The organism is Methylobacterium sp. SD274, from assembly GCF_017355285.1.
Taxonomy (GTDB): domain Bacteria; phylum Pseudomonadota; class Alphaproteobacteria; order Rhizobiales; family Beijerinckiaceae; genus Methylobacterium.
Genome location: NZ_JADIJP010000010.1, coordinates 1 through 19,786, shown reverse-complemented (window position 1 = coordinate 19,786; position 19,786 = coordinate 1). Strand labels below are relative to the sequence as shown.

The following is a 19,786-nucleotide window of genomic DNA, read 5'->3' as shown; positions in this document are numbered from 1 at the left end:
CGTCAGACCTCGTCGTAGACGACTTCGAGGGACGGCTTCACGACCTGAACCGTGCCGCACATATCCTCGAAGGTGGCGGGGACCAGGGTGACGCCGCGGCCCACGGCCTCGCCCTTGAACAGGCCGAGCAGCCCGTCCTGGGAGAGCGGCGTCGGGTGGTTGGCCGCCGCGTCGTGGACGTTCTGGGCCAGATCCGCGAAGAGCGAGCCCCATGGGCTCTCGGGCCGGCCGATGATCTCGTAATTCGCGCTCTTCTTGCGGATGTCGTCATCGGCCGGGATCGAGGCCAGGACCGGGATGCCAACGGCGGCGGCGAAGGCCTGGGCCTCGCCGGTGCCATCGTCCTTGTTGATGACGAGGCCGCCCACACCCACGTTGCCGCCGAGCTTGCGGAAGTATTCCACCGCTGAGCAGACGTTGTTGGCGACATACAACGATTGAAGATCGTTCGAGCCGACGACGATGACCTTCTGGCACATGTCGCGGGCGATCGGCAGGCCGAAGCCGCCGCAGACCACGTCGCCGAGGAAGTCGAGCAGGACGTAGTCGAAGCCCCATTCGTGGAAGCCGAGCTTCTCCAGCAGTTCGAAACCGTGGATGATGCCGCGTCCGCCGCAGCCGCGCCCGACTTCCGGCCCGCCGAGCTCCATGGCGTAGACGCCGTCGCGCTTGAAGCAGACATCGCCGATGGCGACCTGCTCGCCGGCGAGTTTCTTCTTGGTGGAGGTTTCGATGATGGTCGGGCAGGCGCGGCCGCCGAAGAGCAGGGACGTCGTGTCGCTCTTCGGGTCGCAGCCGATGAGCAGGACCTTCTTGCCCTGCTGGGCCATCATGTAGCTGAGATTGGCCAGCGTGAACGACTTGCCGATGCCGCCCTTGCCGTAGATCGCGATGATCTGCGTCTCCTTGGTGGCGGAGACGGGGGCCGCATCCGGCTCGATGGCGGCTTCGGCGCGCAGGAGTGCGGCTCCGTTCAGCTGCATGTTCATGAAGCGGCTCTCCAATCGAGGATCATCTTCAGGCATTCGGGCTCGCCGAACGCCGTGCGATAGGCGGACGGCGCGTGCGCCGCCGGTTCACGATGGGTGATCAGGCCGTCGAGGGAGAGACGCCCCCCCTCGATCAGGGTCAGGACCGCGGCGAGATCGTCCGGCCGCCACTGGGCGGCGACGCGGATGCGGGCCTCGCGCAGGAAGGCGGGTGGGAAGGCGAAGGAGAGCGGCGCCTCGTAGAAACCGGCGAGCACGATCTCGCCGCCGGGCCTGAGCCGCCCGATCAGCGTGTCGAGGATCGCGGCGTCGCCGCTGACATCGGTGATGGAGCCGTAATCGCGGGTCTCGTCCGCATCGGGATGCAGGACCTCGTAGCCCTGCGCGCCCGTGGCCCGCACCGCGTTCATTTCCCACACCAAAGGCTCGCCGCCGGCGATCCGTGTCAGGCGGGCGAGAAGCCGTCCGAGTACCCCGTGACCGACGATGAGCGAGCGGCCTTCCGGGCGCGCGTGGAGTGCATGGTAGGCGGTGGCCGCGAGGGCGATCAGGATGCCGTGTTCGCGCAAATCCGCATCGATGGGAACGAGCCGCGCGCCTTCGCTCACCAGGCGCGAGGCCGCGCCGCCGAACAGGCCGCGCACCGGGCCGAAGCAGCGGGCGCCGGGCACGAAGACCCGCTGCCCGACGGCGAGGCCGGAGGCGGGGCCGGCTTCCACCACCTCTCCCACCGATTCGTAGCCGGGGACCAGCGGATAGCCCATGCCCGGAAAGGGCGGCATCCGGCCCGTCCAGAGCAGGCGCTCGGTGCCGGTGCTGATGCCGCTCCACAGGGTCTCGACCACCGCGTCGGCCGGGCCCGGAGCATCGAGGGCGAGTTCGGTGAGCGACAGCTGTTCAGGGCGTTCGAAGAGGACGGCGAGCGCGTGCATTGTGGTCGACCCTCCCCTGTCTCTTACCTCGACCCGATGGAGACGGGTGCGGCGCTTGTTCGATGTGTCATCCTAGATTGACACTTTTATTCGTCAAGCCTTACTTACGCCGCGGCGTGTCAATTCGTCTGGACACTAGCAGGCGGGTCAGGAGCGGGCGCCGTGTCGGGATCTCGCGGCACTCGCGGAATCCGGCCTCCTGGAGGAGCGCCGTCAGCTCGGCGGGGCGGCGGCAGCGGCCGCTTCCCATCGCCAGCAGGTAGAAGCCGAAATAGGCGTCGGTGACCGGCTCGGCCCCCGCCGTCCCGGCCATCGGCTCGGCGATCAGGAGCGTGCCGCCATCGCCGAGCGCGTCGTAGGCGGCGCGCAGGAGCAGGCGGACGGTGTCGTCGTCATGGTCGTGGACGACCCGGACGAGGGAGATGGCGTCGGCGCCCTTCGGCAGGGGAACGTTGCGGAAACTGCCGCCCTGGGCTTCGGCGCGGTGGGACAGGCCCTCGGCCGCGAAACGCTCCGTGGCGCGGGCGGCCACCGCCGGCAGGTCGAACAGCCGGACGGCGAGGCCGGGCGTCGCCCGCATGACCGCGCGGAGGAAGGCCCCCTCGCCCCCGCCCACATCCATCAGCAGGCGGTGCCGCCCCATCGGATAGGCGTCGAGGATGTCCTCGGCGATGAGGGATTGGGAGGCGGCCATGAGGGCCGAGTAGTCCGCCACCGACTCGGCCGGGATCGCCATATCGCCAGCCGCGCCCGCATAGGGCCAGTAGGCGGCGAGGCGGCTCGTGCCCCCCTCCCCGCGCAGGAGCGCCACCGGGTCGCGCAGATCCTCATAGAGGAGCGCGTGGTGCTCGATCATCGCGGCGATGGAGGGGTTGCCGATCAGCGCCGCGCCGAGATCGGCGAGGGAGAAGCGCCCATCGGGCAGGCGCCGCAGCAGGTCGAGCGAGACGGCGGCGTCCAGCAGGCGCAGGGCCCGTTCCGGCCTCAGGCAGGTCCGCTCGGCCAGGGCCTCGAGCCCGAGCGGGCCGGGGGCGAGGATGGCGAACAGGTCGAGCCTGATGCAGGCGAACAGGGTCTGCGAATAGACGAAGCCGGCACAGAGATCGAACAGCGCGCGGGTGTTGCGCCGCGCGATCCCCCGCGTGAGGGGGAAGGCGGCGGCCCAGCGCTGGAAGGCCGGATTGGCGATGGTGCGGTTGCGGAAGGCGAGCCAGCGCTCGCGCAAAGGCAGGGCGCGCTGTCGCCCTCCCCCCTTTGCGGGGGAGGGTGGTCGCGGAGCGACCGGGAGAGGGGGCGACCTTTCCGGATACGGCGCTCCCCTCTCCCGACCCTCGCTGACGCGAGGGCCACCCTCCCCCGCAAAGGGGGGAGGATTCGCGGCTGGCCTTTCACTCGATGCGTTATCAGTGAACGACACGGGTCTGCCCCGCTCACGCCAATTCCCGCGCGAGGCTCGCCGGCAGGAACAGGCGCGTCTGTGCCTCGATCTCGGCGCGGAGTTCATCGGCGCCGGGGCAGGCCGGGATCACCTCCACGGCTTCCCGCACGAGGCGTTTGAGCCGTGAGAGCGCCCCGGCCATGCCGAGCAGGGCGGCGGCGTTGGGCCGGCCCAACGTGGCGTCGCGGCCCACCGGCTTGCCGACCTCTTCCTGACGGCAGGCCACGTCGCGCAGGTCGTCGGCGACCTGATAGGCCTCGCCGAGGCATTCCCCCAGGAGCCGCCACGGCAGCGCCTGGGCGCCCGCCGCCGCCGCGCCGGTGACCGTGGCCGCCGCGAACAGCGCGCCGGTCTTGGCCTGCTGGTACTCGGTGAGCCCCACATGGCGCTCCGATTCCCAGGCCTGCCCGGCGGCGATGCCATTGGGCGAACCGGCCGCGCGGGCGACGAGGCCGACAAGGGAGGCGAGCCGGGCCGGCGAGCGCGCAGCACCCCGCGCCAGGGTCTCGAAGGCCGAGACGATGAGCGCGTCCCCGGTCAGCACCGCCAGGGGCTCGCCGAAGGCGGCATGGACCGAGGGTTTCTGCCGCCGCATCGGCGCATCGTCGAAACAGGGCAGGTCGTCATGGACCAGGGAGGCGCAGTGGAGGAGTTCGATCGCCGCCGCCGCCGCGTCGGAGGCCGCCGGATCGTCGTCGCCGCAGGCTTTCGCCACCGAAAGGCAGAGGCGGGGCCGAATGCGGTGACCGCCGGGGAAGACCGCGTAGCGGATGGCTTCCGCCAGGAGCGGCGGCGCGCCGGGCGCCTCCGCATGGGCGACGGCAGCGTCGAGAGCCTGCTCGATCCGACGGTTGGCATCCATGGCGCCACTCCCTGGTGTCTTTTCGTATTGCCATTGCAAAGTGTCAGATATTATTGACACTCGTCAAGGCAGAAACAGGTGACACAGTGGCGGCGCAGCGGGTTGCGGTGATCGGAGCGGGAATCGGCGGGCTGGTGGCGGCCCTGCGCCTCGCCCATGCGGGGCTCGACGTCACCGTGCTGGAACGCGCGGCCGCGCCCGGCGGCAAGATGCGCAGCGTCGCGGCGGACGGGGCGCGGGTCGAGGCCGGCCCCACCGTCTTCACCATGCGCTGGGTCTTCGAGGAGATCTTTTCGGAATGCGGCGCCGACCTGTCGGATCGCGTGAGGCTGAGCCCGGCCTCCATCCTCGCCCGTCATGCCTGGGGGGCGGACCAGCGCCTCGATCTGTTCGCCTATCCCGAGGAATCGGCGGCGGCGATCCGGGCCTTCGCCGGCCCCCGCGAGGAGGACGGCTACCGCCGCTTCCGCGCCCGCGCGGCGGAGGTCTACGGCACGCTGGAAGGGCCGTTCATCCGGGGCGAGCGGCCGAGCCCGGTCGATCTCGGCCGCCGGGTCGGCCTGTCGGGGCTCGGCGGCTTGCTGCGCATCCAGCCCTTCACCACCCTGTGGGGGGCGCTGGGCGAGTACTTCCGCGATCCCCGCCTGCGCCAATTGTTCGGGCGCTACGCCACCTATTGCGGCTCCTCGCCCTTCGAGGCCCCGGCGACGCTGATGCTGGTGGCGCATGTGGAGAGCCAGGGCGTCTGGCATGTGGAGGGCGGCCTCAGCCGCCTCGCCGCCATCATCGCCGAACTGGCGCAGGAGAACGGCGCCCGCATCCGGTACGGGGCGCAGGTGGCCGCCATCGCGGTGGAGAACGGGCGCGGCATCGTCGGTGTCGACCTCGCCGATGGCGAGCGGATCGCGGCCGATCTCGTGGTCGCCAATGCCGATGCGGCGGCGCTCGGCGCGGGCCTGTTCGGCACGCGCGCGGCGCGGGCGGTGGAAGCGGTGCCGCCGAATGCCCGCTCCCTCTCGGCGGTGACGCTCTGCGCGAAGGCCCGAACCTCGGGCTTCCCGCTGGTGCGGCACAACGTGTTCTTTTCGGGCAATTACGCCGCCGAGTTCGCGGAGCTCCGCGCCGGCCGGCTTCCCGATGATCCCACAATCTATGTCTGCGCGCAGGACCGCGCCGACGACGATTCGGCCCTCGACCGACCTGAGCGCCTGCTCTGCCTCGTCAACGCCCCGGCTCTCGGCCGGGAACGCCCCCTCGCCCCCACGGAGATCGCCACATGCGAGACCAACCTGCGTCGCAAGCTGACGGAATGCGGGCTGACGATCGAGGCGACGCCCGCGACGGTGACCACCGATCCGGCGGGGTTCGAGCGGCTGTTTCCGGCGACGGGGGGCGCCCTCTACGGCCGGGCCTCGCACGGCTGGATGGCCTCGTTCAAGCGTCCGGGGGCCAGGACGGCGCTGCCGGGGCTGTATCTCGCGGGGGGCAGCGTCCATCCGGGGCCGGGGGTGCCGATGGCGGCGCAATCGGGGCGGATCGCGGCGGACAGCCTGCTGGCCGATCTCGCCCAGACGGGCCGCGCTTCGACACGCCGGTGGCCCAAGGCGGTTACGTCTGGTGGTATGTCGACGCCCTGAGCGAGGACGGCCGCCAGGGGCTCACGATCATCGCCTTCATCGGCAGCGTGTTCTCGCCCTATTACGCCCTGGACCTCAGCCGCGACCCGTTCGACCACTGCACCCTGAACGTCGTGCTCTACGGCGAGCGCGCCAACCGCTTCTGCATGACCGAGCGCGGCCGGGATGCCCTGAGCCGGGACGCGTCGCAGATCCGGATCGGCCCGAGCGGTCTCGCCTGGGACGGCACCACCCTCACCATCACCCTCGACGAGGTGACGGCGCCGATCCCCTCGCGGGTGCGCGGCACGATCCGCCTGCGCCCCAACGGCTTCACGCGGGACACCTTCACCCTCGACGCGGAGGGCCGGCACCGCTGGTGGCCGATGGCGCCCTCCTCCCCCGTGGAGGTGACCCTCGACGCCCCGAGCCTGTCCTGGCGCGGCACCGCCTATTTCGACACCAACCATGGCGACACCGCTTTGGGCCGGGATTTTCGCGACTGGACCTGGTGCCGGGCCGACCTCAAGGCCGGGTCGGCGATCCTCTACGACGTGCGCCGCCGCGACGGCAGCCTCCAGAACCTGTCCCTGCGCTTTGCCGCCGACGGTACCCGCCGCGACATCCGCCCGCCGCTCCCCGCCGCTTTGCCGCCGACGCGGTTCTGGCGCATGCCCCGCGCCACCCGCAGCGACGACGGGGCGTCCAGCGTCGTCCGCACCTTCGAGGACACCCCGTTCTACGCCCGCTCGCTCCTCGCCTCGACCCTCGACGGCGAGCCCGTGCGCCCGGTCCACGAAAGCCTGTCCCTCACCCGCTTCGCTAACCCGCTGGTGCAGTTCATGCTGCCGTTCCGGATGCCGCGGCGGGCGGGGTGATGGGGGGTGGTCTGGTTCACATGAACGAAGTTGCCGGGTGTCCAAGCTTCACCCTTGCTTCCTGACGAAGCACATGAATCAAGGCGATGGCCGAGGTCTACACCAAGCTGACCTAATCGCTTTTTTCCACGCCTTGGTCGCGTAGAAATGGGCGTATACCACTGGATCGTCGGTAACTTACCTAGGTGCCTACGCTAGCGAGGCGGTTTGGTAGAAGTTTCGGCTGTCGCTAGAGCAGTAGGGTCGGTAATTTAATGCAACGACCACAGCGGTTGTATGCCCGTTGTCATAAACAAATACTGTTTTCTAATGTTATAAGGATTGATCCGGTTTATGGAATTTTTACGTCCAGAAAATCAGCAGGAAGTTCTTTCAACAGCATGTATTGCCCAATTACGTCAGCTGATATTTTGTTTTCGTCCATCATATAATATTGAGTTGTCACATTTAAGCTCGGTCGTGGCTCTCCGTGAGACCAAGGCTTGAACGAGCCATCATCGTGCTTCCGTTTTCCTCTTTCGAATAGTTCTCCATACCGGCGGGGCGATATACCATAAAAATGCTCAAATTCTGCAGCAGGAAAAGACTTGTATTTTCCTCTATCGCTTCCCTCAACAGCAATAGAATCGCTATGAAGTTTTGATACTAGGCTTTTTGGGTATGGTTCAAGAAAAATTACTTTCTCTATTCCTGCGGCTACAATGTGTTTGGCGCACATGTGGCACGGAAAAGCGGTGCAATACAGGCTGCTTCCTTTGGCAGAGCGACCCAATCTTGCGGCGTCAGAAATTGCGGACATTTCAGCGTGAACTATACGCCCATATTCTAATGCATCCATAAACTGCGAGTCTTTAATTTTTTTGATTGCAAGCATGTCATCAATTTTTAGGCCCATAACGTTAGCTATTTCAGACAGGATCTCGCGCTTCCTCTTATCGTTGGAATCTTGTAGTCTTAAATATTCCCTATCATCAAAGGGGTCGTCGCACCAATATGTTCCACCATGTCCTTTTGGTACTTCATTGCAGCCAATCGATACTATTTCTCCTTCAGTAGAAAATATAGCGGCGCCAACTTGCCGAGAAAGATCGAGAGTTCGTAAGGCAGCCGCTTTAGCAACAAACATCCCATACTCATTCTTATTGGGAGATATGGAATTCGAGCCAAACAAAAGATCAACAAATCTTTTTATCTGGTCATACATTGTTGGTTTTTGGGTATCGGCGCTGATAATTAAGTCGCCGTCGCTGAATATTTTAGATACTCTCTGTCCGTGTTCCTCGTCTTTCTCGTCCTGATCGACCTGAATTATCCTTTCAGCTTCAGATCGGAACTCATTAATATTTGCTGAGCCATTATCACTTGCGAATAAATTGGCTAGATTGTCGACTCTTGTGCCTCTCCGCGAATATAGAGATACTTGGAAGAATAATCGTCCATAAACAGAGCGTAGAAGTGTTATTTCTTCCTGGCGTTTGAATTGATGAATTAAATAGACTGTTTTTTCTCCAAGAATGATATTCTTATTTTGCGGTAAATCCTTATTTTTCAAATCAAATAACCTGATCTTTGAAATTCTGCCGATCGCTAATGCTGCAAGGACTGCATTATCATCAAAATCCTTGCGAAGCTGATTGCCATAACTGATATAAGTGTCATATCTCTTCAACTGGGTTGTTTTGTCGAGCGCAATCAATGGATTGACGTGATCTTTCAACATCTCAAATACGTCTGTAGCTTTTATTTCTATTACTCTATATTTTAGATCGTTAAAACATTTTTTGAAGTCAGCAACGCAACGTTTAACGTCGGCCCCTATCGGTGCAACGAACCCAAAAAAGATTTCCGGGAAGGGGATTTCGGGGATCTTCGCAACCATCAGCTTCGCGCTTCGTTCTTGGCTTGCTATCAGAGCAGGGTCGAGGGTAGACCATGCATAGCCAAGCTCCAGATCGAGAACGTGCCTTGACCGCCATCGAGAAGTCAATTCAGGACACGCTCAAGGCGCATAGCGAGTACCTCGCCGTTTTAGATGCGAGGTGGCGAGAGCGTGTTGCTTCTAAATTTGCCGACACCTCAGACGACAGCGATGATCAGTCTGTGGTGCGGCATAATCCCGAAAGTCCTGTCGTACTAGAGGTTTAGACAATGATCTAGGTGATTCGAATCGCCTAGAGATGTCTGGCAGAACTAGTGTCAATACTTACACGCTAAATTTGTAGCTTGTCCGGCGTTGTGGTCTCTCTGAGTGTGCTGAGGATACCACCAGCGAGTCCGAACGATCCCCAAACAGAACCTCGCTTTTCTGCCCGGGCATGGGGGCATTCAGATCACTCTTTTTGCTAGCATCATCAGCCTGCGCTCCCTGCTGTCGTGATACGCGTCGCCGCAGGTAAACTTCCAACCTACCCCCCATCGAACCGCACCCGCGCCGCCTCGATCTCCGCATGGCTCCGCTCCGCCCAGCGGACGAGGGCCGCCAGGGGCTCCATGAGCGTGCCGCCGAGAGTGGTCAGGCGGTAATCCACGCTGGGCGGCTTGGTGGGGTAGACCGTGCGGGCGATGTAGCCGTCGCGTTCGAGGTCGCGCAGGGTCTGGGTCAGCATGCGTTTCGAGAGGTCGGGGATCAGCCGGAGGATCGCGCTGAACCGGTGCGGGCCGCCGGCCAGCGCGGTGAGGATCAGGATCGACCATTTGTCGCCGGTCCGGTCCAGCACGTTGCGGACGGGGCAACGGGAGGCCTCGAACGCCCTCGTCCGCCAGCCCGCGAAGGTCCGCGCCAATTCGGCCTGAGCCGGTGCTGGGGCGGTTCCCTCGGCGTCACCTTGTCCCAAAATCCTGCCTCCTTCACAGCCGATGCGGTCTCACTTAGTTCCCTTGTACCGAAAGTGAACCCTGGGTAAGCCCGCCATGTCCGACACCCTTCATCCGACGCTCTTCGTCACCGGCGCCTCCGGTCACTTGGGGCGCCTCGTCATCGCGGCTCTGCTGGAAAGGGTGCCGGCCGGCGCCGTCGTGGCGGGTGTGCGATCCCTGGAGAGCGAGGCCGCCCAGGCCCTGCGAGACCGGGGCGTCGCAGTGCGGGTGGCCGATTATGCGCGCCCCGAGACCCTGGCCGAGGCCTTCCGGGGCATCGAGCGCCTGCTGTTGATCTCATCGAGCGAGGTCGGGCGGCGCGTCGCCCAGCACGGGAACGTCATCGCGGCGGCGAAGGCGGCCGGGATCGGTCGGCTCGTCTATATCAGCCTGCTCCATGCCGACACCTCGCCGCTCAGCCTCGCCGGCGAGCACCGCGCCACGGAGGCCGCCATCGCGGGCTCAAACCTGCCGGCGACGATCCTGCGGAACGGCTGGTACACCGAGAACTACACCGCTTCGATCCCCGGCGCGCTCGCCGGCGGCGCGTTCCTCGGCAGCGCCGGTGACGGCCGGATCGCCTCGGCCGCGCGGGCCGACTTCGCCGCTGCCGCCGCCCTCGTGCTGGCCGGCGACGGCCATGACGGGCGAACCTACGAGCTGGCGGGGGACGAGGCCTACACCCTGGCCGATCTCGCCGCCGAACTCTCGCGCCAGACGGGCCGCGACATCCCCTACCGGGACCTGCCGCAGGCGGACTATGCGGCGCTGCTCAAGGGCTTCGGCCTGCCGGACGTCCTGGCCGATTCCCTCGCCGCGTGGGATGTGGACGCCGCGCACGGCGCCCTGTTCGACGAGGGCCGCCAACTCTCGACGCTCATCGGCCGCCCGACGACGCCGCTCTCCGCCAGCATCGCCGCCGCGCTGGGGTGAGACTGGCGCATCGGATCATGCCGTCTCCGGACGATCCATGTGGTCTCGGGCCAGCGCGGGTCCCCTCTCCTTCCAGGAGAGGGAGCCCGTCGCGCCTGATCTCGACGCTCATCGGCCGCCCGACGGCGCCGTTGTCCAGCAGCATCGCCGCTGCGCTCGGGTGAGGCTCAAGCCTCGGATCATGCCATCTCTGGGCGATCCACGCGGTCGATTGATTTGGTCTCTCGCAAGCGCGGGTGCCCTCTCCTGGAAGGCAAGGCGATCGCATATGACACCACGCCGTCATTCCGGGTCGCCACAGGCGAGCCCGGACCCGGAGGGCCGCGCCAGAGGCGTGCAATCCAGAGCCGCTGACAGTGTAAAGTCCTGCACTACTTGTGTTTCTGGATCCCGGGCTCCGCTGCGCGGACCCGGGATGACGGGGTGGTGACAGCGGCTTTCTGACAGGCAAATCGGCATATGCGATCGCCCTCTCCTTCCAGGAGAGGGAGCCCGTCGCGCCTCGAGTCGAAACCTCTTGGAGAGAGCGAACGGCCGTCGAGCGGATGTGTGAATCCGGTAGCCCCAAAGGGGAGAGGAACGCGGTCAGCCGGCGGGATCGTCCGGCGGGCGGCGGGCGTCGTCGTCCCGGTCTTTGCGGATGGTGCGCCGGACGACGATGAGCTGCCACAGGGCCAGCCCCAGCGCGAGGGCGAAGGCGAGGCCGATGTCGAAGGCGGCGAAGAGCCGGTCGCTCACGAGGGGGCGGGCGCGCGGCCGAGCGCCTCACGCTCGCGCAGGGTCTCCACCAGGTCGAGCACCTGCGCCACCTGCGCCGGCACGTTCCACCAGGGTGGGATCCGCGGGGCCATCGACGGAAGCGCAGCCACTGCCTCGATCAGGAACAGGATTTCCGGCAGGGGTGTTTCGCGCAAGGCCGCTCGGTCGTCCGTCGAGACCAGGGCGCGGGCGAGGAGCGCGAGCTTCCGCCGCCCGTCCACGCGGGCGCGGCGGGAGACCGAATCGTAGCCGGCCCGCTCCACCTCGCGGCCGATCTCGGCATAGATCAGCCGCGCCGCGCGGATCGCCGGCCGGCAGGCGGGGGGCAGGCCGGCGATGCCGGATTCCGAGCGCGCATAGAGAAGCTCCGCCGCCGCCAGCAGGCGCGCCACGACGCCACCGAGGGCGGGCGTGAAGGCGGGGGCGCAGAGGAACGCGTCCGGGTCGATCCCCGCCTCCCTCAGCCAGGATCGCGGCAGGTAGAGCCGGCCTGCCCGCGCGTCCTCACCGACATCGCGGGCGATGTTGGTGAATTGCATGGCGATGCCGAGGTCGCAGGCGCGGGCCAGCACGTCGGGGTCGCGCACGCCCATGACCAGGGTCATCATCGCGCCGACCGACGCGGCGACCCGCGCCGCATAGGCGGTGAGGTCGGCAAGCGTCTCGTAGCGGCGGCCGTCCGCGTCCCAGGCGAGGCCCTCGATCAAAGCGGCGGGCAGCGCCTGGGGAATGGCGTGGTCGGAGACGATGTCGGCCAGCGCCCGGTCCGCCGGGGCGTCGCAGGGGCGGCCCTCGCAGGCCCGGTCGAGGCGCATCCGCAGCCGCGCCACGGCGGGGCGGCGCCCGCTCTCGGCGACGTCGTCCACTGCGTCGTCGGAGAGGCGGCAGAAGGCGTAGAGCCCGTAAGCCGGCCGGCGGATGGAGGGCGGCAGCAGGGCGGAGGCGGCAAAGAAGCTGCGCGACCCGGTGCGGATCGCCGCCCGGCAGGCGGCATGGTCGGCCGCATCCGCATGGGGGATCGCCCAGAGGGGCGGCCGAAGTAATTCAAGCCGAGACAAGTCAGGCGAAGACGCGCGCATCCGGCACCACGGTATCGAGAATTCGGGCGGAGGAGAGGACGCCGGGCAGGCCGGCGCCGGGATGGGTGCCGGCCCCCACGAGGTAGAGCCGCGCCACGTCCTCGGAGGCGTTGTGGGGCCGGAACCAGGCGGATTGTGTCAGCACCGGTTCGAGGCCGAAGCCCGAGCCGCGAAAACTCAGGAAATCGGCCGCGAAATCCCCCGGATGCGTCACCTTCGAGGTGACGATGCTCTCCGTCAGGCCCGGCATCACGGTGGCGTCGAGATGGCGCTCGATGGCGCGGCGATAGGGCTCCGCCTCCACCGCCCAATCCTGGCCGCCGGCGAGGTTGGGCACCGGGGAGAGCACGTAGAACGCATCGCAGCCCGGCGGCGCCAGCAGCGGATCGGTGGCGGTGGGGCGATGCAGGTAGAGGCTGAAATCTTTCGACAGCACCTTGCGCCGGAAGATGTCGTCGATGAGCCCGCGATAGCGCGGCCCCATCAGGATGGTGTGGTGGGCGATGTCCGGGAAGGTCCGGTTCGTGCCGAAATACCAGACGAACAGGCCCATGGAGGAATGCGACCGGTCGAGCCGGCGGTCGGTCCAGCGCCGCCTCACGCCCTCGGGCAGGAGGGTGCGGTGGGTGAAGGCGGAATCGGCGTTGGAGACGACGATGTCGGCGGCGATGCGCTCGCCCGAGGTGAGGGCGACGCCGGTGGCGGCCCCGTTCTCCACCAGGATGCGCGACGCCTCCGCGCCGCAGCGGAGCGCCCCGCCCTGCCCCCGGATCAGCCCGGCCAGCCCGTCCACCAGGCGGCCGGTGCCGCCGAGCGCGAAATGCACGCCCCAGCGCCGTTCGAGATGGGCGATGAGGCAGTAGATCGCGCTCGCCCGGAACGGGCTGCCGCCGATGAGGAGCGGGTGGAAGCTGAAGATCGTCCGCAGGCGCTCGTCGCGGATGTAACTCGCTACCACGTCGTAGACGCTGCGGTGTCCGCCGAGACGCACCAGATCGGGCATGATCCGCAGCATGTCCGAGACCGACGTGAAAGGCACGTGGCCGAGCCGCTCGAACCCGACCTCGCAGATCGCCCGCGAGCGCTCCATGAAGCGCTCGTAGCCGGCCACATCCCCGGGCGAGAACCGCGCGACCTCGGCGCGCATGGCGTCGAGATCGCCGCTGTAATCGAAGGTCGCGCCGTCCTCGAAGCGGATGCGGTAGAACGGCAGCATCGGCGCCAGGACGACATCGTCCTCCATGCGCCGCCCGCACAGGGTCCAGAGTTCCTCGAACAGGAACGGCGCGGTGACGATGGTCGGCCCGGCATCGAAGGTGAAGTCGTCCTGGCGATGCACCCGCGCCCGCCCGCCGGGCTGGTCCAGCCGCTCCAGCACCGTGACCCGGTAGCCCCGCGCCCCGAGGCGGATGGCGGCGGCGAGCCCTCCGAAGCCGCTGCCGATCACCACCGCGTGGGGGCGTTTGGCCGGCCGGGTCGAGGACATCGGCACATCGCTGAGTGTCAACATAAGGTGACACTATCAGCCGAAAAATCACCGACGCAAGCGTTGATTCACCGGCGGAGCGTGATCGCCCGCGACGGAAAGGTGCCGACGGCTGTGAGAGGACATGCGCGCGGGGACCGAGGGGCATCGCCCCCCGGTCCCGCGACGCGTCGCGTGCGTCCTAGCCGCGGCCGCCGTGGCTCGCTTCGCCGCCCTTCTTGCCCGCTTCCGAAGCGCGCTGAGGGTCGTTGGCGAAGTTGCCGCCGCTGGCCTGGCCGCCCTTCGAGCCTGCTTCCGAGGCGCGCTGGGGGTCGTTGGCGAAGTTGCCGCCGCTGGCCTGACCGCCCTTCGAGCCGGCCTCCGAGGCGCGCTCACGATCCTCGGCGAAGTTGCCCGAACCGCCGCGATGCTCCGACTTGCCCTGCGTGTCGTTGGATTGAGACATGCTGTCCTCCGTTACGTTGGGGAGTGGACCCGATCAACCAGCAACCGAAAGCATGGTTCCGAGAAAGGCAGGATTAAAAAGCCATTATACAAGGATAGGATGCGGTTTAACCCAGGTTTTTAACCTGGCTTATGCCTATGTTTGTTTCGAGAAAGGGTCGATATAGCCTGGCTGGGCTCTGCGTTTGGTTGAAGGCGGAGGGTGAACCGCGCGGCCTCGCGGAGGTTGACCCGGCTCGGACGAGGCATTCCGCGAGGCTTTCGAGAAAGGTCGGCCATGAACGGACACAGGCGAAGCCGCTCGGCGATTCCCCGGGAGCGTGCGCCGGACAGCACCATGTCGCTTCTCGCAGAAGGCTATGCCTTCATCCCGAACCGCTGCCGGCGCCACGGATCGGAGCTGTTCGCGGCGCGGCTGATGCTCAGTCCGGTGGTCTGCCTGTCCGGCCGGGAGGCGGCGTCACGCTTCTACGACCATTATCGCTTCACCCGCCGCCACGCGCTGCCGCCCACCACCTTCGCGCTGATCCAGGACCATGGCAGCGTGATGGTGATGGACGGCGAGGCCCATCGCCACCGCAAGGCGATGTTCCTGTCGCTGGTGGGGGAGGACGCCCTCCGGCGCTTCGCCGACCTGTTCAGCGAGCATTGGCGCCGGGCCGTGCCGCGCTGGGCGGCGAAGGACAGCGTGGTGCTCCTCGACGAGGCGCACCGCGTCATCACGCAGGCGGTGTGCGACTGGGTCGGTCTTCCGCTGGCCCCGGACGAGGTCGATGCGCGGACGGCCGAGTTCGCCGCCATGGTCGACGGCACGGGCGCCATCGGCCCGCGCAATTGGCGGGGGCATCTCCTCCGCGCCCGCACCGAACGCTGGGCGCGGGCACGGATCGAGGAGATCCGCGGCGGCCGAAGCGACGCGCCGCCCGGACCCGCCCGGACCGTCGCCACCCATCGCGACGCCGAGGGCCGCCTCCTCGACGTGAAGACGGCCGGCGTGGAGCTCATCAACCTGCTGCGCCCCACGGTGGCGAATGCGCGCTACGTCGTGTTCGCCGCCATGGCGCTCCACGAGAACCCGCATTGGGCCGAGGCCCTCCGCGCGGCGGACGAGGACACGCGCCAGCGTTTCGCCTGGGAGGTGCGCCGCGCCTATCCGTTCATCCCCTTCATCGGCGGGCGGGTCCGCGAGCCGTTCGAGTGGCGGGGCCATGCGTTCGAGACCGGCGATTGGGCGCTCATGGACCTCTATGGCACCAACCACGATCCGGGCCGCTGGCACGCGCCGGAGCGTTTCGACCCGGACCGGTTCCGCACCGAGGCCATCGATCCGTTCGACCTGATCTCCCATGGCGGCGGCTCGGCCACGGACGGACACCGCTGCCCCGGCGAGGGCCTCACCCAGACCCTGCTCGTCACCGCCGCCCACCTCCTGGCGACGTCGATGCGCTACGACCTCCCCCCTCAGGACCTCACTCTCGACCTCGCCTACATCCCCGCCCGCCCCCGAAGCGGATGCGTGTTGCGTGGGGTGCGGGCTGTTTGAAGATGCGGGAGGCTTCGAACAGGGGCGCAGGGACGATGGTGGGGCTGGCATCGAAGGTGAAGCCGTCCTGGCGATGCACCCGCGCCCGCCCGCCGGGCTGGTCGCGTCACTTCAGCACCGTGACCCGGTAGCTCCGCGCCCCGAGGCGAATCGCGGCGGCCAGCCCCCGAAGACGCTGCCGATCCCTACCGCTTGGAGGCGACTGGCTGGCCGGGACGAGGAGGTCGGCACATTGCTGAGTGTCAGCATAGGGTGACACTATTAGGGGAGACTTGGGGATGGAATAGGTGATTTGTTGGATTTTTATGGAGTTTTCGTGGGAGTCATTTGAGTCTTAGTCTCTTTACTTTGCGGTTGAGAATCAACGACACCGCGCTTTAGTTCAGAAAAAATTGATATAAATCAAGTCATATACCATATTAATACAAATTATTAACTGTTGAGTAAATAGTTTCTAAATTTAATTAATCTATATTAAAAATTTCTAATCTATAAAATTCGATAGGATAAGAATAACCGATATATCGCGACGACCTTTATGGGCGCCATTTTAACAGATTTAAGCCTATTAGATGCAGATAACGAAATTGGTCACAAGTCTCTCACCTGCACGCTTCAGGGCGCCTCGTAAAATCACAGCGTGATGTTATTTGGTCGGACTGTGTGGCCTCGTTGCTGCTAGGTTGCAACCAAAGGACGTGGTAGAGCCCCGAAAAAGCGTTGGCAGGGGGTAAATGCAGTGCGATTGATTTCTGCGGCAGTCGGACTATGCGCAATTATTGCCTCGCCCTGCGCAGCCGAGGAGCGTTCGTTAACTGGTCCGACATTCAGTTGCATTGGTGTTTCCTCGCCTATTGGGCTTGCTATCTGCCAAGACCCCTCCTCTTGGTCCGCAGATTGGGCAATGTCGTCTTCATATTATGCTCTGGTCTGGAGTTTGGAAGAACAGGATCGGGTCCGAGTACGCAATGCTCATAGTGAATGGTACAAGGCCATTCCGGGCCAATGCGGAATTGGTGATAAGAGGTTTAACCCCCCGCGTGCTAGTGCTTGTATCGCGGAGCAGTACCGAACCCGAGCCTCCTTCTATCGAGGTCAGATCACAGGCGATGCAGCAGCCGAAGCGGACCTGCCGCCAATCGTAAGAGTAGCAATACATAAGCGTTTGTTATCTCTTGGTCTCATGACTGGTGAACCCGATGGCATATTCGGTGCGGGGACCCGCAATGCATTCCGTGCTTATAGGCAGATGCGTGGAGGTCGTCCGTCGGATTTTCTATCATCGCAGGATCTTTCAGAGCTTGTCCGTGGAGATTCGCTAGGTAGTCAGTATGACGCCAATTTTTCGAAACGTGCGCCGTCGCATTACAGTTCTCAACCGGATCAACATGTAGATCCGCGTCAAATAATACCGGAAGTGTTATCGGGTATGCTGGGCGGGGGGCGGCCGCCTCGTCGTCATCCAGAGTTGCAATATCGTCAGCAAGAACTGACCGATTATCCGCGCGAGAACTATCGCCCTTTAAATATTCAGGGTAGCCGCCGCGGGTACTCGAACAGGGATGAAGGTAGGGGTGAAGACGAAAGTCAAAGATCTGATATGGCTGAGTTCAATCCTCAGCTCAAATCAGCCGCGAACAAACCACTCCTGCCCGCTGCTATCCCCGAAAAAAAAGCTGCGCCTCCATCTGAATTTTCTGATTCGGGGAGTTCTATTGTCACAAGTCCGTTGGGTGGAAAACCGCGCTCTTCTGAGGCAAGCATTCGAAATGTCGAAGTTGTAGGCAGTGGAGATACCGCCGATGCCGCTCGGAAGGATGCCTCCCGTGTTGCTATTCAGCAAGTCGCAGGGGTGTTTGTCGACAATCAGCGACGGATCGAACTTAGCATGACAGACAACAGAGTATCCGAGGTCGTCAAGGAAAAACTGATATCTTATACGAATGCATATGTATCAAAAATTGAAGTCATTAAAACAGAACAGAAAGATGGCATTTTCGAGGTCACGGCTAATGTTTCCGTATCTGTTGCGCCATTGCTGAAAACGTTACAAGAAAATGATATCCCAACAAAAGCGTTTGACACTGCAACAGCAAGTGCAACAGCTCAGACAATTGGCGAGGAAAAGGCGTCTGCAAGCCAAATTTATCTCGACTTGATCGGCAAGGTTTCATCCCTTTTAAATGTAGGGGTTGGTTCGCCCAGCGTCGATACTTCACTTCCATCGACTTCAAATGAAGCGTGGCTCCGCATTCCACTAACATTTAGTGTCAACGACGAGTCAATGAAAGAATGGAGTTCAAAATTTAAATTAATCGCACAAAGTAGAGCAAGTCTCGATTTTGGTCTTGAGGACCGAGCCCGCCGCCAAAGGCTTGACGCTGATTGTACTTTTCCTGCGCTTTCACGCAATTTAACGACGCGCCCAGATTGGCAGGCAAGTTTCCTCTCCAAGCAACCGGTGGGGAACTCATATGGTGTGGCAGCTTGTTTCCCCTTGTACCAAAATACCTCGGGTATATCGGTCGAATGTTTCGGTCGTACATTTGCTCGGGAAAGTAAATTTGCGTTTAGGGAATGTAATCCTAATGAAATTTGCTATGACTTTGATGCCGCCGCGCGTAATATAAGTCTTGTCATTGAATTTTTTGGCTCAGACAAGACGGTAGTGTATGGGACAAAAGCAAGTATGAATCAGTTCCCTGTGCTCGCCCGTCAAAACTCAGCTTCGGCGCCAAGAGGTGCTAGCAAAGAATTTATCAACTATTGTGTGGGTGAGCCGAATCCATTCTACTTCGTTATGAATGATAAATCTTATCACCGCTCAGAGTATGGCGACGTTATAATTTTTCCGAACAAAGGCGCAAAAGTGTATGCGTACTACAATATTTTGGTTCCAAACAATGTGATATCATCGATTTCGGAAGTACGCGCACGAATTGCGAAGTCGAGCAGCGAGACAGGAGAATAACCTATGCGAACAAATAAAATCGTGAATGCTTTCGGGCTTGTAGTCATCCTTGGCATTTCAGGGGCGGCGCACGCTCAAACTATCGATAAAACATCCGATGGAACCGTCACATGGCAAGCTGGTGTCGATGGTGCTACTATCGACTTTAACCCCGATGGAACTTGGAAACGTGTGTATTCTAAATACGCTCATCCAGTCGCGATAGCCGACAAGCGTGGCGTAAAAACTGCGACAATCATTGCCGAGGAGAAGGCTAAGGCAAATATTGTTAGATTTCTGAATCAGCACGTTACGAGCGGTCGGGTAGTAGCCGAAGTCGAAAACACGATGTCGAAAACCGATCAACAGAAGGGCTCTGGCGGCGAGAGCATCACAACGACCGACCAGCGAGCGATGAGTCAAAGCCTCACAGAAATGACGGGGTCTTTTGCTTCAGGGACTTTAACAGGAGTGGTTGTCCTCGAAAACGGCTACGATGACAAAGAAAAGGAGGCGTGGGTCGTTGTTGGCGTGAGCCGGAAGTCGATGGCGGCGGCAAAGGCAACGCAGGGCGCGATTAACGAAAGTTTAGAGCCGGCGCGCTCCATGAATACTAACGCTCCGTCTGCTGCGCCTCAGCAGCCCGAGCGTGCGGGATCGTTTACTCGCCGCAGCAATTCCGATTTTTAGACTAAGGTAATTTGCAGGATGGGTCGAACTAAGGCTTTTCAAAAAGATCCTGTATAAATTGGCTCGGTAGCTTAATCGTTGCGGTCAACCTTTCAATCGCACCGAGCCGATTAAATTTTTCAAGGCTGTCTCTGTGTTGCCTCAGTCGTTTTTCTATAATTGCGAATCAAATATTTTCTGTTTGCTTAGGGTGGTCAAAACCTTCGCCATATAAACCCAGTCTATGAATTTTATGTGATTTTTGGAAAGGTCTCTTGGCTCCTAATGCGTCATGGGACGTGGTTAGTTCAGCGCCCTTCAGATTATCCATAGCCATATCATCGCCGGAGTG

At 63.3% G+C, this 19,786-nt stretch carries 17 protein-coding genes and 1 pseudogene; 7 read left to right on the top strand and 11 right to left on the bottom strand.

Annotated features, from left to right (window positions below):
• Window positions 1-2: 2 nt before the first annotated feature.
• The 4 genes from IPV08_RS10800 to IPV08_RS10785 form a co-directional block, all read right to left on the bottom strand.
• Window positions 3-989 carry a chlorophyllide a reductase iron protein subunit X gene (locus tag IPV08_RS10800; protein WP_056425345.1) on the bottom strand — a complete coding sequence of 329 codons (987 nt, stop codon included), beginning with the start codon at window positions 987-989 and terminating at the stop codon, window positions 3-5.
• On the bottom strand, window positions 986-1,921 hold the full coding sequence (gene bchC, locus IPV08_RS10795) for a chlorophyll synthesis pathway protein BchC (RefSeq protein WP_207411881.1): 936 nt from the start codon (window positions 1,919-1,921) through the stop codon (window positions 986-988). The genes IPV08_RS10800 and bchC overlap by 4 nt, the downstream gene beginning before the upstream one ends.
• A 100-nt stretch (window positions 1,922-2,021) precedes the next feature.
• On the bottom strand, window positions 2,022-3,152 hold the full coding sequence (locus IPV08_RS10790) for a methyltransferase (RefSeq protein ID WP_207411969.1): 1,131 nt from the start codon (window positions 3,150-3,152) through the stop codon (window positions 2,022-2,024).
• A 199-nt stretch (window positions 3,153-3,351) separates the two neighbouring features.
• On the bottom strand, window positions 3,352-4,221 hold the full coding sequence (locus IPV08_RS10785; protein ID WP_207411880.1) for a polyprenyl synthetase family protein: 870 nt from the start codon (window positions 4,219-4,221) through the stop codon (window positions 3,352-3,354).
• Between the two features lie 86 nt (window positions 4,222-4,307).
• Here IPV08_RS10785 and crtD point away from each other — a divergent pair, with 86 nt between their 5' ends.
• Entirely contained in the window at window positions 4,308-5,858 is a 1,551-nt protein-coding gene (crtD, locus tag IPV08_RS10780) for a 1-hydroxycarotenoid 3,4-desaturase CrtD (RefSeq protein WP_207411879.1), read from the top strand.
• Window positions 5,816-6,715: a carotenoid 1,2-hydratase gene (locus IPV08_RS10775; RefSeq protein ID WP_207411878.1), complete on the top strand. Its 900-nt coding sequence runs from the start codon at window positions 5,816-5,818 to the stop codon at window positions 6,713-6,715. The genes crtD and IPV08_RS10775 overlap by 43 nt, the downstream gene beginning before the upstream one ends.
• 331 nt (window positions 6,716-7,046) lie before the next feature.
• Here the strand turns inward: IPV08_RS10775 and IPV08_RS10770 are convergent, their stop codons facing one another.
• Window positions 7,047-8,594 carry an anti-phage dCTP deaminase gene (locus tag IPV08_RS10770; protein ID WP_207411877.1) on the bottom strand — a complete coding sequence of 516 codons (1,548 nt, stop codon included), beginning with the start codon at window positions 8,592-8,594 and terminating at the stop codon, window positions 7,047-7,049.
• An 86-nt stretch (window positions 8,595-8,680) separates the two neighbouring features.
• Between IPV08_RS10770 and IPV08_RS10765 the strand changes: the two genes are divergently transcribed.
• Entirely contained in the window at window positions 8,681-8,860 is a 180-nt protein-coding gene (locus IPV08_RS10765; protein WP_207411876.1) for a hypothetical protein, read from the top strand.
• A gap of 260 nt (window positions 8,861-9,120) precedes the next feature.
• Here IPV08_RS10765 and IPV08_RS10760 read toward each other — a convergent pair whose 3' ends face one another.
• Window positions 9,121-9,549, bottom strand: coding sequence for a helix-turn-helix domain-containing protein (locus tag IPV08_RS10760; RefSeq protein WP_207411875.1), 429 nt, complete (start codon window positions 9,547-9,549; stop codon window positions 9,121-9,123).
• Window positions 9,550-9,625: 76 nt separating this feature from the next.
• Here IPV08_RS10760 and IPV08_RS10755 point away from each other — a divergent pair, with 76 nt between their 5' ends.
• Window positions 9,626-10,504, top strand: coding sequence for an SDR family oxidoreductase (locus tag IPV08_RS10755; RefSeq protein ID WP_207411874.1), 879 nt, complete (start codon window positions 9,626-9,628; stop codon window positions 10,502-10,504).
• Window positions 10,505-11,089: 585 nt separating this feature from the next.
• Here IPV08_RS10755 and IPV08_RS10750 read toward each other — a convergent pair.
• The 4 genes from IPV08_RS10750 to IPV08_RS10735 all read right to left on the bottom strand — a co-directional run bounded on the left by IPV08_RS10750 (window position 11,090) and on the right by IPV08_RS10735 (window position 14,273).
• The gene (locus IPV08_RS10750; protein WP_207411873.1) at window positions 11,090-11,242 is read right to left on the bottom strand and encodes a hypothetical protein; all 153 of its coding nucleotides are present in this window, start codon (window positions 11,240-11,242) and stop codon (window positions 11,090-11,092) included.
• A complete protein-coding gene (locus IPV08_RS10745) occupies window positions 11,239-12,342 on the bottom strand; it encodes a phytoene/squalene synthase family protein (RefSeq protein ID WP_207411872.1) in 1,104 nt (367 codons plus the stop codon). Before IPV08_RS10745 ends, IPV08_RS10750 begins: the two co-directional genes overlap by 4 nt.
• A complete protein-coding gene (locus IPV08_RS10740) occupies window positions 12,323-13,852 on the bottom strand; it encodes a phytoene desaturase (RefSeq protein WP_207411871.1) in 1,530 nt (509 codons plus the stop codon). Before IPV08_RS10740 ends, IPV08_RS10745 begins: the two co-directional genes overlap by 20 nt.
• Window positions 13,853-14,009: 157 nt before the next feature.
• On the bottom strand, window positions 14,010-14,273 hold the full coding sequence (locus IPV08_RS10735; RefSeq protein WP_056425314.1) for a general stress protein: 264 nt from the start codon (window positions 14,271-14,273) through the stop codon (window positions 14,010-14,012).
• A 336-nt stretch (window positions 14,274-14,609) separates the two neighbouring features.
• On the opposite strand from IPV08_RS10735, the gene IPV08_RS10730 reads away from it, so the two are divergent.
• On the top strand, window positions 14,610-15,815 hold the full coding sequence (locus tag IPV08_RS10730; protein WP_246747897.1) for a cytochrome P450: 1,206 nt from the start codon (window positions 14,610-14,612) through the stop codon (window positions 15,813-15,815).
• Window positions 15,816-15,828: 13 nt separating this feature from the next.
• Here the strand turns inward: IPV08_RS10730 and IPV08_RS24555 are convergent.
• Window positions 15,829-16,064 (bottom strand): annotated as a pseudogene (locus IPV08_RS24555) (NAD(P)-binding protein); the annotation flags it as partial.
• Between the two features lie 655 nt (window positions 16,065-16,719).
• Between IPV08_RS24555 and IPV08_RS10725 the strand changes: the two are divergent.
• Window positions 16,720-18,786, top strand: coding sequence for a hypothetical protein (locus IPV08_RS10725; RefSeq protein ID WP_207411869.1), 2,067 nt, complete (start codon window positions 16,720-16,722; stop codon window positions 18,784-18,786).
• A gap of 3 nt (window positions 18,787-18,789) precedes the next feature.
• Window positions 18,790-19,455, top strand: coding sequence for a hypothetical protein (locus tag IPV08_RS10720; protein WP_207411868.1), 666 nt, complete (start codon window positions 18,790-18,792; stop codon window positions 19,453-19,455).
• Window positions 19,456-19,786: the final 331 nt, after the last annotated feature.